This is a genomic window from Pseudomonas weihenstephanensis (genome assembly GCF_016812185.1).
Classification (GTDB): domain Bacteria; phylum Pseudomonadota; class Gammaproteobacteria; order Pseudomonadales; family Pseudomonadaceae; genus Aquipseudomonas; species Aquipseudomonas weihenstephanensis.
In genome coordinates, this window is record NZ_JAAEBV010000002.1 from 1 (window position 1) to 12878 (window position 12878).

15 protein-coding genes are annotated in these 12878 nt (G+C 55.2%); 9 read left to right on the forward strand and 6 right to left on the reverse strand.

Annotated elements, in window-relative coordinates; all coding sequences use genetic code 11:
- Nucleotides 1-46: 46 nt before the first annotated feature.
- Nucleotides 47-1246, reverse strand: a complete 1200-nt coding sequence (tyrS, locus tag GYN01_RS07400; protein ID WP_048402143.1) for a tyrosine--tRNA ligase — start codon at nucleotides 1244-1246, stop codon at nucleotides 47-49.
- Between the two features lie 210 nt (nucleotides 1247-1456).
- Here tyrS and GYN01_RS07405 point away from each other — a divergent pair, with 210 nt between their 5' ends.
- Together GYN01_RS07405 and GYN01_RS07410 are read left to right on the forward strand one after the other, a co-directional pair.
- Nucleotides 1457-2857: a peptidoglycan DD-metalloendopeptidase family protein gene (locus tag GYN01_RS07405; protein WP_048364268.1), complete on the forward strand. Its 1401-nt coding sequence runs from the start codon at nucleotides 1457-1459 to the stop codon at nucleotides 2855-2857.
- Between the two features lie 3 nt (nucleotides 2858-2860).
- Nucleotides 2861-3952 (forward strand): anhydro-N-acetylmuramic acid kinase, encoded by a 1092-nt coding sequence (locus GYN01_RS07410; protein ID WP_203306800.1) that lies wholly within the window; start codon nucleotides 2861-2863, stop codon nucleotides 3950-3952.
- A 76-nt stretch (nucleotides 3953-4028) separates the two neighbouring features.
- Here the strand turns inward: GYN01_RS07410 and erpA are convergent, their stop codons facing one another.
- Both erpA and argC read right to left on the reverse strand, forming a co-directional pair.
- Nucleotides 4029-4379, reverse strand: coding sequence for an iron-sulfur cluster insertion protein ErpA (erpA, locus tag GYN01_RS07415; protein WP_203306801.1), 351 nt, complete (start codon nucleotides 4377-4379; stop codon nucleotides 4029-4031).
- A 135-nt stretch (nucleotides 4380-4514) separates the two neighbouring features.
- Complete coding sequence (argC, locus tag GYN01_RS07420; RefSeq protein WP_048364265.1) at nucleotides 4515-5549, reverse strand: N-acetyl-gamma-glutamyl-phosphate reductase; 1035 nt, start codon at nucleotides 5547-5549, stop codon at nucleotides 4515-4517.
- 134 nt (nucleotides 5550-5683) lie between these two features.
- On the opposite strand from argC, the gene hemJ reads away from it, so the two are divergent.
- The 6 genes from hemJ (at nucleotide 5684) to coq7 (ending at nucleotide 9719) form a co-directional block, all read left to right on the forward strand.
- Entirely contained in the window at nucleotides 5684-6112 is a 429-nt protein-coding gene (gene hemJ / locus GYN01_RS07425; RefSeq protein WP_048402146.1) for a protoporphyrinogen oxidase HemJ, read from the forward strand.
- Between the two features lie 30 nt (nucleotides 6113-6142).
- Nucleotides 6143-7111, forward strand: coding sequence for an NAD(P)H-dependent flavin oxidoreductase (locus GYN01_RS07430; protein ID WP_203306802.1), 969 nt, complete (start codon nucleotides 6143-6145; stop codon nucleotides 7109-7111).
- Nucleotides 7112-7168: 57 nt separating this feature from the next.
- Nucleotides 7169-7684 carry a DUF805 domain-containing protein gene (locus tag GYN01_RS07435; protein ID WP_048402148.1) on the forward strand — a complete coding sequence of 172 codons (516 nt, stop codon included), beginning with the start codon at nucleotides 7169-7171 and terminating at the stop codon, nucleotides 7682-7684.
- A 76-nt stretch (nucleotides 7685-7760) separates the two neighbouring features.
- Nucleotides 7761-8549 carry an SDR family NAD(P)-dependent oxidoreductase gene (locus GYN01_RS07440; protein WP_048364261.1) on the forward strand — a complete coding sequence of 263 codons (789 nt, stop codon included), beginning with the start codon at nucleotides 7761-7763 and terminating at the stop codon, nucleotides 8547-8549.
- Nucleotides 8550-8615: 66 nt separating this feature from the next.
- Nucleotides 8616-8954: a histidine triad nucleotide-binding protein gene (locus tag GYN01_RS07445; RefSeq protein WP_048364260.1), complete on the forward strand. Its 339-nt coding sequence runs from the start codon at nucleotides 8616-8618 to the stop codon at nucleotides 8952-8954.
- A gap of 117 nt (nucleotides 8955-9071) precedes the next feature.
- A complete protein-coding gene (gene coq7, locus GYN01_RS07450) occupies nucleotides 9072-9719 on the forward strand; it encodes a 2-polyprenyl-3-methyl-6-methoxy-1,4-benzoquinone monooxygenase (RefSeq protein WP_048364259.1) in 648 nt (215 codons plus the stop codon).
- A gap of 68 nt (nucleotides 9720-9787) precedes the next feature.
- Here the strand turns inward: coq7 and speD are convergent, their stop codons facing one another.
- Both speD and GYN01_RS07460 read right to left on the reverse strand, forming a co-directional pair.
- Nucleotides 9788-10579 carry an adenosylmethionine decarboxylase gene (speD, locus tag GYN01_RS07455; protein WP_048364258.1) on the reverse strand — a complete coding sequence of 264 codons (792 nt, stop codon included), beginning with the start codon at nucleotides 10577-10579 and terminating at the stop codon, nucleotides 9788-9790.
- 240 nt (nucleotides 10580-10819) lie between these two features.
- Entirely contained in the window at nucleotides 10820-11242 is a 423-nt protein-coding gene (locus tag GYN01_RS07460; RefSeq protein ID WP_048364257.1) for an OsmC family protein, read from the reverse strand.
- A 222-nt stretch (nucleotides 11243-11464) separates the two neighbouring features.
- Here GYN01_RS07460 and crp point away from each other — a divergent pair, with 222 nt between their 5' ends.
- On the forward strand, nucleotides 11465-12109 hold the full coding sequence (crp, locus tag GYN01_RS07465; RefSeq protein WP_203306803.1) for a cAMP-activated global transcriptional regulator CRP: 645 nt from the start codon (nucleotides 11465-11467) through the stop codon (nucleotides 12107-12109).
- Here crp and GYN01_RS07470 read toward each other — a convergent pair.
- Nucleotides 12106-12807, reverse strand: coding sequence for a lipoate--protein ligase family protein (locus tag GYN01_RS07470; protein WP_048364255.1), 702 nt, complete (start codon nucleotides 12805-12807; stop codon nucleotides 12106-12108). The genes crp and GYN01_RS07470 overlap by 4 nt on opposite strands.
- Nucleotides 12808-12878: the final 71 nt, after the last annotated feature.

The following is a 12878-nucleotide window of genomic DNA, read 5'->3' on the forward strand; positions in this document are numbered from 1 at the left end:
CGCATTATAGGCTAATAAAATGCGCCGTCCAGCACTAATTACAGCTTTATTCGGTTTTTAGCGTAATCCGTGCAAAAGCCTTCTTTCCTGCCTGACATACATGGGTCGAACCCAGTACATATATAAAGGTGCGATCAACCACCTCTCCATCTATTCGCACACCACCTGAACCCAGCAAATCACGCGCAACAGCGGAGTTCTTCACCAGCCCGGCCTTATTAAGGACCGCCGCAATCGGCATATCTTCAGTCGCAAGCAGTTCAATCTCTGGCAAATCGTCAGGCAGCTCACCCTCTTTCATGCGATTACCCGCCCCACGGTGCGCGTTAGCAGCAGCCTCATCACCATGGAAACGAGCCACAATCTCTTCAGCAAGCTTGATTTTGATATCGCGCGGGTTAGCCCCCGCCTCGACATCAGCTTTAAACGCATTGATTTCGTCCATCGAGCGAAAGCTCAGCAACTCAAAGTAACGCCACATCAACGCATCCGGTATGGACACCAGCTTGCTGTACATCACACCCGGCGCTTCTTGAATACCGACATAGTTACCCAAGGACTTGGACATCTTCTTAACGCCGTCCAAACCCTCCAGCAGCGGCATAGTCACAATGCACTGAGCCTCCTGCCCATAGCCGCGTTGCAACTCACGCCCCATCAGCAAGTTGAATTTCTGATCAGTACCACCCAGCTCTACATCAGCCCGCAAAGCGACCGAGTCATAACCCTGCACTAACGGATATAGGAATTCATGAATCGCGATGGGCTGGTTCGTGGTGTAACGCTTGTCGAAATCATCGCGCTCAAGCATCCGGGCCACGGTGTACTGAGACGTCAAACGAATGAAGTCAGCCGGCCCCATCTGATCCATCCAGGTGGAGTTGAAAGCGACTTCAGTTTTAGCAGGGTCGAGGATCTTGAAGACTTGTGCTTTATAAGTCTCAGCATTATCCAGCACTTGCTCACGCGTCAGCGGAGGACGCGTTGCGCTCTTACCGCTGGGGTCACCAATCATCCCTGTGAAGTCACCAATCAAAAAGATGACGTGATGGCCCATCTCCTGAAACTGACGCAGCTTATTAATAAGGACTGTGTGCCCCAAATGCAGGTCGGGCGCTGTCGGATCAAATCCGGCCTTAATACGCAGCGGCTGGCCGCGCTTTAATTTCTCGACCAATTCAGACTCGACCAGTACCTCTTCGGCACCACGCTTGATTAGCGCTAGCTGCTCTTCAACCGACTTCATATCAGACCCGTAAGGCTCAAATTCAAAGGGAACCAACCATACAAGATCAGCCACTAATTACAAGTTCTCACCTACGTGTGGGCAGCTATCTGTCAGCCAATGCTTCAGCGGCTTGCTTCATGGGTGTTTTGGTTATATTTTATACAGTTATTTCATGTTCACCGTGTCAGTCATCTTTTCCAATTCATCTATCTCAAAGTCAAATTATCTATGACCAGTCAACCGCCTAAAGCGCCGCCGCTTTATCCGAAGACCCACCTGCTTGCCGCTAGTGGAATCGCTGCATTATTAAGCTTGGCCCTGCTGGTATTTCCTTCAAGCGAAGTAGAAGCCAAACGCACGACTCTAAACCTGGAGCTCGAAAGCCCCGCAGAACAACTGACACAAGATCAAGACGCTTCCGAATTGGTTCAAGCCACAACAGAGGCGCCAGCCTCGCCCTTTGCCCAAATCGAACAGCAAGAGACTGCCCCGACCGCAACAGCTAAGGTCGACGAGAAAAAAGAGCCTAACCACCGCGAAGTTATCGTGGCAAAAGGTGACACGCTCTCAACATTGTTCGAAAAGGTGGGACTGCCTTCCGCATCCGTGCATGAGATTTTGGCCAGCGACAAGCAAGCTAAGCAATTTAGCCAACTCAAGCACGGTCAAAAACTTGAGTTTGATATGAGTCCTGATGGTCAACTCAAAAGCCTGCACAGCCGTGTTAGCGACCTTGAAACCATTACCCTGACAAAAACAGCCAAGGGCTATGCGTTTAACCGGGTGACAACATTGCCTACCGTACGCACAGCGTATGTACACGGCGTCATCAGCAGCTCGCTTTCCGCGTCGGGGCAACGTGCAGGCTTGCCGCACAGCATGACAATGGACATGGCCAAGGTATTTGGCTACGACATTGACTTCGCCCAGGACATTCGCCCAGGCGACCAGTTTGAAGTGATCTATGAGCAAAAAGTCGCCAACGGCAAAACGGTCGCGACGGGCAATATTCTGTCCGCACGCTTCACCAACCGCGGTAAGACTTACACCGCCGTGCGCTACACCAACAAACAAGGCATCAGCAATTACTACACCGCTGACGGTAATAGCATGCGTAAAGCGTTTATCCGCACACCGGTAGACTTCGCTCGCATCAGCTCGCGCTTTTCTTCAGGCCGCAAACACCCAATCCTGAACAAGATCCGCGCCCACAAAGGCGTGGACTATGCAGCACCTCGTGGCACTCCGATCAAAGCTGCCGGTGACGGTAAAGTGCTACTCGCCGGTCGCCGCGGTGGTTACGGCAATACCGTCATCATTCAACACGGCAACACCTATCGCACTCTTTACGGCCACATGCAGGGGTTTGCCAAAGGCGTCAAAACAGGCGGTTCTGTTAAGCAAGGCCAAGTGATTGGTTATATCGGCACTACCGGCCTGTCGACCGGCCCCCATCTGCACTATGAATTTCAAGTGAATGGCGTACACGTCGATCCGCTGGGCCAAAAGCTCCCAATGGCCGATCCAATTGCCAAAAACGAACGCGCTCGCTTCCTGCAACAAAGCCAACCCCTGATGGCACGCATGAACCAGGAAAAAGCCACGCTGCTCGCGTCGAGCAAACGCTAAATCATGGCGCTCTATATAGGTGTGATGTCCGGGACTAGCCTGGACGGCATGGACATCGCACTCATTGAGATGGGTGCGAGACCCACATTGGTTGCCACTCACTACACGCCGATGCCCGCTGCCTTGCGCGCCGAGCTGCTCGGCTTGTGTACCAGCGGCCCGGATGAGGTCATGCGGTGCGCCCTTGCTGAAAACCGCTGGGTCGAACTGGCGGCTCAGGGCGTCAATGCACTCCTTGCACAACAACAGCTCACACCCGCTTCAATCAGAGCAATCGGTAGTCACGGCCAGACCATCCGCCATGAACCCGCCCTAGGCTTCACGGTACAAATTGGCAACCCGGCGCTACTGGCAGAACTTACAGGTATATGCGTGGTAGGCGACTTTCGACGCCGAGACGTGGCCGCTGGCGGTCAAGGCGCACCTTTGGTCCCTGCATTCCATGAAGCACTGTTCAATGACGACGCTGGCTATCGCGCAGTCTTGAACGTAGGCGGTTTCAGCAATCTCAGCCTGATTACGCCTACATCACCTGTCGCCGGATTTGATTGCGGCCCAGGCAACGTGCTACTGGATGCCTGGATACACGACACCTGCGGCGAGCTCTACGACCGTAATGGCCAATGGGCTGCAAGCGGCAAGGTAGAACCGATATTGCTTGAGACACTGCTCAGCGATTCGTTCTTCAAGACAAAAGGCCCAAAAAGCACCGGCCGTGAAGTTTTCAACCTCAGCTGGCTAAAGCATCACCTGCAAAATTTGCCCACGTTCGCCGCCGAAAACGTTCAGGCAACCTTGCTCGAGCTCACCGCGCTGACCATCGTAGAATCGTTAAAAGCCGCTCAACCGCTCACTGAAGAGCTGCTGGTATGCGGCGGCGGCGCGCACAATGGCACGCTCATGGCACGGCTGGCCGCACTGCTCCCCCACACAACAGTCAGTAGCACACACGCCAAAGGCGTCGACCCGGACTGGGTTGAAGCGATGGCGTTTGCATGGCTCGCGCATTGTTGCCTGGAAAACATCCCCACCAACCGCCCGAGTGTCACTGGCGCCCGTGGTCTACGGGTCCTCGGCGCAATCTACCCCGCCTGAAGCCCTCTTAACAATTTGCACACAGCAAAACGCCGCGAACTGACGCGGCGTTTTGAATACTGCGAGTGCTGAGTGATCAGATCGAGAACGAAGATCCGCAACCACACGTCGTGGTGGCGTTAGGATTGTTGATCACAAAACGCGAGCCTTCCAGGCCTTCCTGATAATCCACCTCGGCTCCCGCCAAGTACTGGAAGCTCATTGGATCGACCACCAGGCTCACGCCTTCGCGCTCAACGATAGTGTCATCGTCGGCCACGTCATCATCGAACGTGAAACCATACTGAAAACCGGAACAACCGCCGCCCGTAACAAACACGCGCAACTTCAAACGATCATTACCCTCTTCATCGACCAGGCTCTTCACCTTGTGCGCAGCACCTTCGGTGAATTGCAAAGCCGTGGGGGTGAAGGATTCGACGCTCATGCTGACTATCTCCCGGCGCTATGCCGCCATAATGCGTGATGGCGCGCATTATCCGCTTCTCCTAGAAAAGCGGTCAACTATTCATAAGTAGCAACGGCAAGCCAGCGACTTGCCGCTTGAGCATATTGCTTGCCCTTACGGCAGCATCCCGGCATGCGACAAGCCCAAACGCTCATCCAGACCGAACAGGATATTCATATTCTGAACCGCCTGACCCGAAGCGCCTTTGACCAGATTGTCGATCACCGACAACACCACGACCAGATCGCCATCTTGAGGACGATGGATCGCGATTCGGCACACATTCGCGCCACGCACACTGCGAGTCTCGGGGTGGCTGCCGGCAGGCATCACATCGACGAAAGGTTCGTTGGCGTAACGCTTTTCAAACAACGCCTGCAAATCTACGGAACGGTCAACAACGGTCGCATACAGCGTGGAATGGATACCGCGAATCATCGGCGTCAAGTGCGGGACAAACGTCAGCCCCACGTCCTTACCGGCTGCACGACGTAGACCCTGACGGATCTCAGGCAAGTGGCGATGACCTTTTACTGCATACGCTTTCATGCTTTCTGAGGTCTCTGCGTAAAGAGAACCTACGCTAGCCCCACGCCCCGCACCGCTGACACCGGACTTGCAGTCCGCAATCAACACCGAAGTATCGGCAAGCCCAGCTTCCAGCAAGGGAAGAAAGCCCAGCTGGGTAGCAGTCGGGTAGCAACCGGGCACCGCAATCAGGCGCGCCTGCTTGATTTGCTCGCGATTAACTTCCGGCAGGCCATACACCGCTTCTTTCAGCAGTTCTGGGGCGCCGTGCGGCTGACCGTACCACTTGGCCCACTCATCCGCGTCCTGCAAACGGAAGTCCGCGGACAGGTCGATCACCTTGGTGCCCGCAGCCAGTAGCTCACCCGCTAGCGCATGGGCAACACCATGCGGCGTGGCGAAAAACACCACATCACACGCGCCCAATGTTTGCGTGTCCGGCACGCTGAAGGCCAGGCCATCGTAATGACCGCGCAGGTTGGGATACAGATTGGCTACCGGCAGGCCCGCTTCGGATCGAGAAGTGATGACCACCACTTCAGCCTGCGGATGCTGTGCCAGCAAACGCAGCAATTCGACCCCGGTGTAACCCGTGCCGCCGACAATACCGACCTTGACCATAACCTGCCCCTCAACGAACCCACTGGAAAGCCCTCGATAATAGGGACAGCGCGCCCCTGCGACAACCGCCAAGGTGACTCTCAAGCGCTCTACTACTACTATTTGGTCTACCGTGAACCTGGGAATAACTAAAAATGCTTTATCTATGGCTCAAAGCCTTCCACATCATCAGCATCGTCTGCTGGTTTGCTGGCCTGTTTTACCTGCCGCGCCTGTTCGTATACCACGCACAAAGCGAAGACACCGTCAGCAAAGAACGCTTCAGCGTCATGGAGCGCAAGCTCTATCGCGGCATTATGGGCCCGGCAATGATCGCCACCCTGATCTTTGGAGGATGGCTAATCAGCCTCAACCCCAGTGGTTACTTCAGCCAAGGCTGGATGCACGCCAAGCTGACGCTGGTCGTACTGCTAATCGGCTATCACCATATGTGCGGCGCCCAGGTCAAACGCCTCGCCCGCGGTGAAAATACCCGCAGCCATGTGTACTACCGCTGGTTCAACGAAGTGCCCGTCCTGTTTCTGATCGCTATCGTAATTCTGGTGGTGGTCAAACCGTTCTAACTGCATCTCATCTTTCATCGAGGTTATCCAATGTCACTGCCTGCTCTGCTTGAACAACGCTTGCGCCTGCCGGTGGTGGCCGCGCCGATGTTTCTGATCTCCAATCCGCAACTGGTACTGGCCTGTTGTCGCAATGGGGTGGTGGGCAGTTTCCCTGCACTCAACCAACGCGACAGCAGCGGGTTCAAAGCATGGCTTGAAGAGATCGAAGCCGGGCTGGCGTTGCTGGATAACCCGGCGCCTTACGCCGTTAACCTGATTGTGCACAACAGCAACGAAAGGCTTGAGGCCGACCTGGCCATTTGCATCGAACACAAGGTTCCGATCGTGATTACCAGTCTGGGCGCCGTGAAGGAAGTAGTGGACGCCATTCATGGCTACGGAGGCCTGGTGTTCCACGACGTCACCACACGCCGACATGCCGAAAAAGCGGCACAAGCCGGCGTCGATGGCCTGATTGCAGTCGCCGCGGGCGCTGGCGGGCATGCCGGTACATGGAGCCCGTTCGCACTGGTCGCTGAAATACGTCAGTTTTTCGACAAGACCGTGCTACTGGCAGGGTGCATCAACCACGGCCGGGAGATTCTGGCCGCTCAGGTGGTTGGCGCCGACCTGGCCTACCTGGGCACACGCTTTATCGGCACGACAGAAAGCCATGCGCCCGACGCCTATAAAGAGATGCTGCTCGCATCCCGCGCAGCCGATATCATCCACACCCCGGCGGTATCAGGCGTGCCCGCCAGTTTCATGCGCAAAAGCCTCGAAAACGCAGGGTTCGACATGGCAACCCTGAACAGTAAAGGCGAGACTGGCAACAAACTGAAACCGCTCAGCGACGAAGCCAAAGCATGGAAAACCGTCTGGTCTGCGGGTCAGGGCGTCGGCGAGATTAGCGACCTGCCATCAACCGATCAGTTAATCGCCCGTCTGGATGAGCAATACCGTCAAGCGTTACACCTCACCCAGCAACTCTCCAACCATTGGCCGCACCCCCGATAGTTCGAAGCCCGCCCCTCGGCGGGCTAGTTTCTTGAGGCACCTGACAAGGAAGTAGCAATGCCGCACCTAAGTTTGAACAAAACACCTCACGAAACGTACGCCCCCCTGGACCCATTAGGGTTCAGCGGTCGAATAGGCCGCATGCGCTTGCTCGCCTGGAGCCTGGTACTTACCCTCATCACGTGGGTTGCGGTATTGCCGGTCGCGCTTGCGCTAAAAGTGTCCTACACCCTGGGCTTCACGTGCGCGCTGGCCTTGATACTTGCTTACCTCATGACCCTGGTGAGGATCAGCGCACAACGCCTGCACGACCTTAACTGGTCAGCATGGCTGCTGTTGCTTCACCTGGTCCCTGTAGCGACCTTTATTCTGTCCACGATCATGATCCTTACGCCCGGCACGCCCGGCCACAATCAATACGGTCCACCACCACCGCCCAACAGCACCGCAGTCAAAGTGCTGGCCTGGATCTCTATCATTTTGTCGGTTGTGCTTTTCGTTGTGGGGATCCTGCTCTTTGCGTTGGGCATTGCGACCTCGTTCATCGACGCAGCCACCAGCAACAGCCTGTAGACTGCGCACTTTAATGAACGCGCCAACGCCAGGGACAACATTGTCACCGGACTGCACCGTTGCGATGGAGAACAGCATGACCCGTTACGCTTTGATCACTGGCGCCTCAAGCGGCATTGGCCTGGCCCTGGCAGAAGCCCTCGCCCGTCGCGGGCGCAGTTTGATTCTGGTTGCCCGCCAACGCGATGCGCTGGAAGCCATTGCCCTCGAGTTCACCCGCCGCTTTGGCGTTGAAGTGCTATTTCGCGCGTGTGATCTGGGCGAACCGTTGCGTTTGTCCGGTTTCCTGCTGGAGCTTGAAGAAGGCGACCGCCAGATCGACTTACTGGTTAACTGCGCGGGCATCGGCACCTGCGGCCCCTTCCTGGCCCACGACTGGAGCGCCGAGCAAGACCTGATCGAGCTCAATGTACTGGCGCTCACTCGCTTGTGCCACGCCATCGGCAACATGATGGCAGTGCAAGGTGGCGGGCAAATCCTCAACGTGTCATCGATCGCGGCCTATCAACCGGGGCCTTGGCTGAGCACCTATTTCGCCAGCAAAGCCTACGTGCTGCATTTTTCAGAAGGCTTGCGCGAAGAAGTCAAAAAGACCGGGATCAAGGTGTCGGTACTCTGCCCCGGTATAACCCGCACCGGTTTCTTCGATGCCGCCAACATGAATACCGCCACGGTCAAAAAAAGTCGTAACGCGCTCAGCCCTGAAGAAGTCGCGCTGTATACCGTGCGCGCCCTCGAAAAGAACAAAGCGATCATCATGCCCGGTTGGCGCAATCGTTGGTTAACCCGCATCCCGCGCGTACTTTCGCGATGGATGACACGCAAAATCGCCGCATCGGTTAACAAGTCTTACTGCCCACGTTAAGTCGGCTGGCCGCCAAACCGTCCTCTGGGTACACTCAGGCCGGACTTCACTTACGGAGATACAGCTTTGGATACTCTGTTCACCAAGATCATCAACCGTGAAATACCCGCCAATATCATCTACGAAGATGATCAGGTGCTGGCCTTTCACGACATCGCCCCACAAGCGCCGGTACATTTTCTGGTCATCCCGAAAAAACCGATCCGCACCCTCAACGACCTCACCGAAGAAGACAAAGCGCTAGCGGGCCACATCCTGTTCACCGCCCAACGCCTGGCGGTCGAACAAGGCTGCGAGAAAGGCTTCCGCGTTGTCATGAACTGCAATGAAGATGGCGGCCAGACCGTCTACCACATTCATATGCACGTTTTGGGTCAGCGCCAGATGAACTGGCCTCCGGGCTGATTTTTAACACCACGCCCTCGTGGGAGCCGCAACGCTCCCACTCACGCATGATCCAGCGCAAACCCTGCCCACCCGATTGGGGTAAACTGGCCGCCGTGATTTTTTCCGGAGGTAAGCATGACTACCCAACGTCACTACTCGCCGATTGACCGTCTTCTGTTACAAGCCGATACCGCGATGCGCACCTTGTTGCCATTCAGTGGCCAGCCGCATCGCCCGTCACCTGCCATCGTCAAACCTGAAAACCCGCTGGGTGAGCAGGCAACACGTCATGTTGCCGGGCTGATGCGTATCAACCACACCGGTGAAGTCTGCGCCCAGGCCCTGTACCAAGGTCAGGCCCTGACCGCCAAGCTGGCGCATGTGCGTGAAGCCATGGAGCATGCCGCAGAAGAAGAAATCGATCATTTGGCCTGGTGTGAGCAACGTATCCGCCAATTGGGCAGCCATCCAAGCGTGCTCAACCCGCTGTTTTACGGCATGTCCTTCGGAATTGGCGCGGTTGCAGGCTTGATCAGCGACAAGGTCAGCCTGGGATTTGTCGCCGCAACTGAAGACCAAGTGTGCAAGCACCTCAATGAACACCTTGAACAATTGCCTGCCGAAGATGAAAAGTCGCGCGCGATTCTTGAGCAAATGCGTATCGACGAAGAACGCCACGCGGAATCTGCACTCGATGCGGGCGGCTACCGCTTCCCTGCCCCGATCAAATTTGGCATGAGCCTGATGGCAAAAGTCATGACTAAAAGCACGTATCGTATTTAATTGTTCCTGCAAAACGCGCACAAAAAAGGCGGCTTACCTCACGGTAGCCGCCTTTTTTTATCAAAACCTTACGACATGTTGCGTGCGTAAAAGATTTCGAGCATTTCGTGCTTAACGCGTTCAGTGACCTGAGCACGCTGCTCCACCGAAAGATTGCTGGTGGCATCGCCGAACAGGTAGTTATCCAGTTCGAAGTCCTTGAGCAGCATTTTGGTGTGGAACAGGTTCTCCTGATACACATTCACATCGGTCATTTGATAACCGGCGCGGGTGTCTTCGGAGAGGTAGTTCTGGATCGAATTGATCTCATGATCAATAAAGTGCTTCTTGCCTTCCACATCACGGGTAAAACCCCGGACGCGGTAGTCGACCGTCACGATATCCGAATCAAATTTATGAATCAGATAGTTGAGAGCTTTAAGCGGTGAAATAACGCCGCACGTCGACACGTCAATATCCACACGGAATGTTGCAATACCGTCCACCGGGTGAATCTCCGGGTAGGTGTGCACCGTAATATGACTTTTGTCGAGGTGAGCCAGAATGGTCTCGGGCAGCGGGCCTGGGGATTCTTCGATCTGGCTTTCGGTAGGTGTTACCGGCTGCTCCGAAATCAGAATAGTCACGCTGGCGCCTTGGGGATCGTAATCCTGACGGGCGATGTTCAGGATGTTGGCACCAATGATATCAACCACATCTGTAAGGATCTGCGTCAGGCGTTCTGCGTCGTACTCTTGATTGATGTACTCAACGTATGCCTGCTGGTCTTGCGGGGTTTCCGCATAGCAGATGTCATAGATGTTGAAGCTCAAGGTCTTTGTCAGGTTATTGAACCCGTGGAGCTTGAGTTTGCTTTTCACCGTAATAAAACTCTCTATGTCGATGCGGCTCGGCCGCGTGATCCAGCATGCCCGTCAAGTGCGTAGGACGCACCTGCGTAGGACGGTTAACACCTCTTCGCGATGGCGATTTTGGTTATCTGTTAGGACACGTGACCGGGAGATATCCCCGCCACGACCCTTAAAAAAGTGGCGCATTATGCAGACGTCCGCGACTGATCGCCAGAGTCTGCAACGCTTTTATGAAAATTGAATGTCCACTCAAGCCAGTTCGATTATTTCGTAGTCATGGCTGATCGCAACGCCAGCCGCGCCGAGCATGATCGACGCCGAGCAATACTTCTCGGCAGACAGCTCGATAGCCCGTTTAACCTGCGTTTCTTTAAGGCCACGCCCTTTGACTACAAAGTGCAGGTGGATTTTGGTGAACACCTTTGGGTCTTCAGTGGCGCGTTCGGCCTCCAAAAAAGCCTCGCAACTTTCAACGGCCTGACGCGACTTTTTGAGAATGCTGACCACATCAAAGTTACTGCAACCGCCGAGTCCCAGTAACAGCATCTCCATCGGCCGCACACCCAGGTTACGGCCACCGCTTTCAGGCGGACCATCCATGACAACGACGTGGCCGCTGCCCGATTCACCCAAAAACATGGCTTCACCAGCCCATTGAATGCGTGCCTTCATTGCTCAGACTCCACTGGTTTAAAAGGGGCGCCAGCTTATCACAGGGCCGAAATTCGATGACTGACCAGCCTGAAGCGATTCTCTGACACAGCACCAGGAAAATTCTGCAATCGGTAAAGAATTCGTCTGGTAAGCTGGCGCCAAATCGCTGGCGCCAGCCAGCAAGCGCTCTATATAAAAATAGATATAACCCTTACCGTGCACGCTTTCCGGGATACAACCATGGTTGCCCTTACTCCCATACCCAAGATCAAAAACCTCGACAAATTTCTGACTCATTGCCAGCGCAAACGTTATCAAGCCAAGAGCAATATCATTTGTGCCGGCGAGCGTTCGCACACCCTGTTCTTTATCGTCAAAGGCTCAGTCACCATCGTGATCGAGGACGATGATGGGCGTGAAATGATCATCGCTTACCTCAACAGCGGGGACTTTATTGGCGAGTTGGGTTTGTTCGAACAACCGGGCCTGGAGCAGGCGCGCAGTGCATGGGTCAGGGCCAAGACCGAATGCGAAGTTGCAGAAATCAGTTACACAAAATTCAGAGAGTACGCGCATCAGGAACCTGAAATCCTTTCCGCGCTCAGCGGCCAAATCGCACAGCGGTTACGTAATACCACGCGCAAGGTCGGCGATCTTGCGTTCTTCGATGTCACCGGTCGCGTTGCGCGCTGCCTATTGGAGCTGTGCAAGCAACCCGATGCCATGACTCACCCGGACGGAATGCAAATTAAAGTAACGCGTCAGGAAATCGGCCGAATAGTCGGTTGTTCGCGTGAGATGGTTGGGCGGGTGCTGAAGGATTTGGAAGAACAGAACCTGGTCAGCGTCAAAGGCAAGACCATGGTGGTGTTTGGAACTCGCTAGGGCTTGAGTAAGGGCGCCAGTATCTGTTGATAGCGGGCAGTGAGCTGCTCGAAAAAATCCGGTGCTGCACACACTTCATGCAACGCAATGTGACTGTCAGCACGACAACGCTGCGGCAAGTCACAGCGTTGATTGAACTGATTGACCGCCGCCACCATCGATTCGCGTTCATTATCGAGCAGTAATGCGCCGTGAACCAAGCACACAGGCCGCTGGCCACCCTGACTTTGGCGCCAGCGTTGAGCAGTCCCCACCAACTTGCGAGCGTTCAGATTGACATTGAAACGGCCATCGCAAAAAGCCCCTTCAACCTCACCCAATGACGCAGTACCGCCCAATTCGGTCAACAGATCACAGATCGGCTGACACAGACGACGGTAAGCCGTTTCGATCCGGCCGTGATCGCCTTCGCTGCGAGGCGGTGCGTAGACCAATGCGATGTTCACCGTTGAGGCCGACTGCGGAACGGGTTCGCCGCCGGTTTCACGCAACAGGATCGGCCAGCCACTGGCGGCCAGCTCGACACTCGCGTGCTCAAAACCTGGTGAACGACTCAAGCGCCGAGGCATGACCAGCGACCGGTCAGTGGGCTGCCAGAACAACACACCCGCCTCTAACTCGCCAGCGCAGACCGCCGCCAGCAAATCCTGCTCGGCCTTAAGACCGGCTTCGACGCTAAGTTGTTGAATGACGGTCATGGGATTCCTGCTCAAAATCTGTAGCCACTGGCGCAGGCTGCGATAAGGGTGCTGGCAAATCGCAGCCTCGT

Bases quoted from the DNA above. Each gene is read 5' to 3' on its own strand.
- tyrS (WP_048402143.1), bottom strand. From the start codon at position 1,246: ATGAAGTCGGTTGAAGAGCAGCTAGCGCTAATCAAGCGTGGTGCCGAA.
- GYN01_RS07405 (WP_048364268.1), top strand. From the start codon at position 1,457: ATGACCAGTCAACCGCCTAAAGCGCCGCCGCTTTATCCGAAGACCCAC.
- GYN01_RS07410 (WP_203306800.1), top strand. From the start codon at position 2,861: ATGGCGCTCTATATAGGTGTGATGTCCGGGACTAGCCTGGACGGCATG.
- erpA (WP_203306801.1), bottom strand. From the start codon at position 4,379: ATGAGCGTCGAATCCTTCACCCCCACGGCTTTGCAATTCACCGAAGGT.
- argC (WP_048364265.1), bottom strand. From the start codon at position 5,549: ATGGTCAAGGTCGGTATTGTCGGCGGCACGGGTTACACCGGGGTCGAA.
- hemJ (WP_048402146.1), top strand. From the start codon at position 5,684: ATGCTTTATCTATGGCTCAAAGCCTTCCACATCATCAGCATCGTCTGC.
- GYN01_RS07430 (WP_203306802.1), top strand. From the start codon at position 6,143: ATGTCACTGCCTGCTCTGCTTGAACAACGCTTGCGCCTGCCGGTGGTG.
- GYN01_RS07435 (WP_048402148.1), top strand. From the start codon at position 7,169: ATGCCGCACCTAAGTTTGAACAAAACACCTCACGAAACGTACGCCCCC.
- GYN01_RS07440 (WP_048364261.1), top strand. From the start codon at position 7,761: ATGACCCGTTACGCTTTGATCACTGGCGCCTCAAGCGGCATTGGCCTG.
- coq7 (WP_048364259.1), top strand. From the start codon at position 9,072: ATGACTACCCAACGTCACTACTCGCCGATTGACCGTCTTCTGTTACAA.
- GYN01_RS07460 (WP_048364257.1), bottom strand. From the start codon at position 11,242: ATGAAGGCACGCATTCAATGGGCTGGTGAAGCCATGTTTTTGGGTGAA.
- crp (WP_203306803.1), top strand. From the start codon at position 11,465: ATGGTTGCCCTTACTCCCATACCCAAGATCAAAAACCTCGACAAATTT.
- GYN01_RS07470 (WP_048364255.1), bottom strand. From the start codon at position 12,807: ATGACCGTCATTCAACAACTTAGCGTCGAAGCCGGTCTTAAGGCCGAG.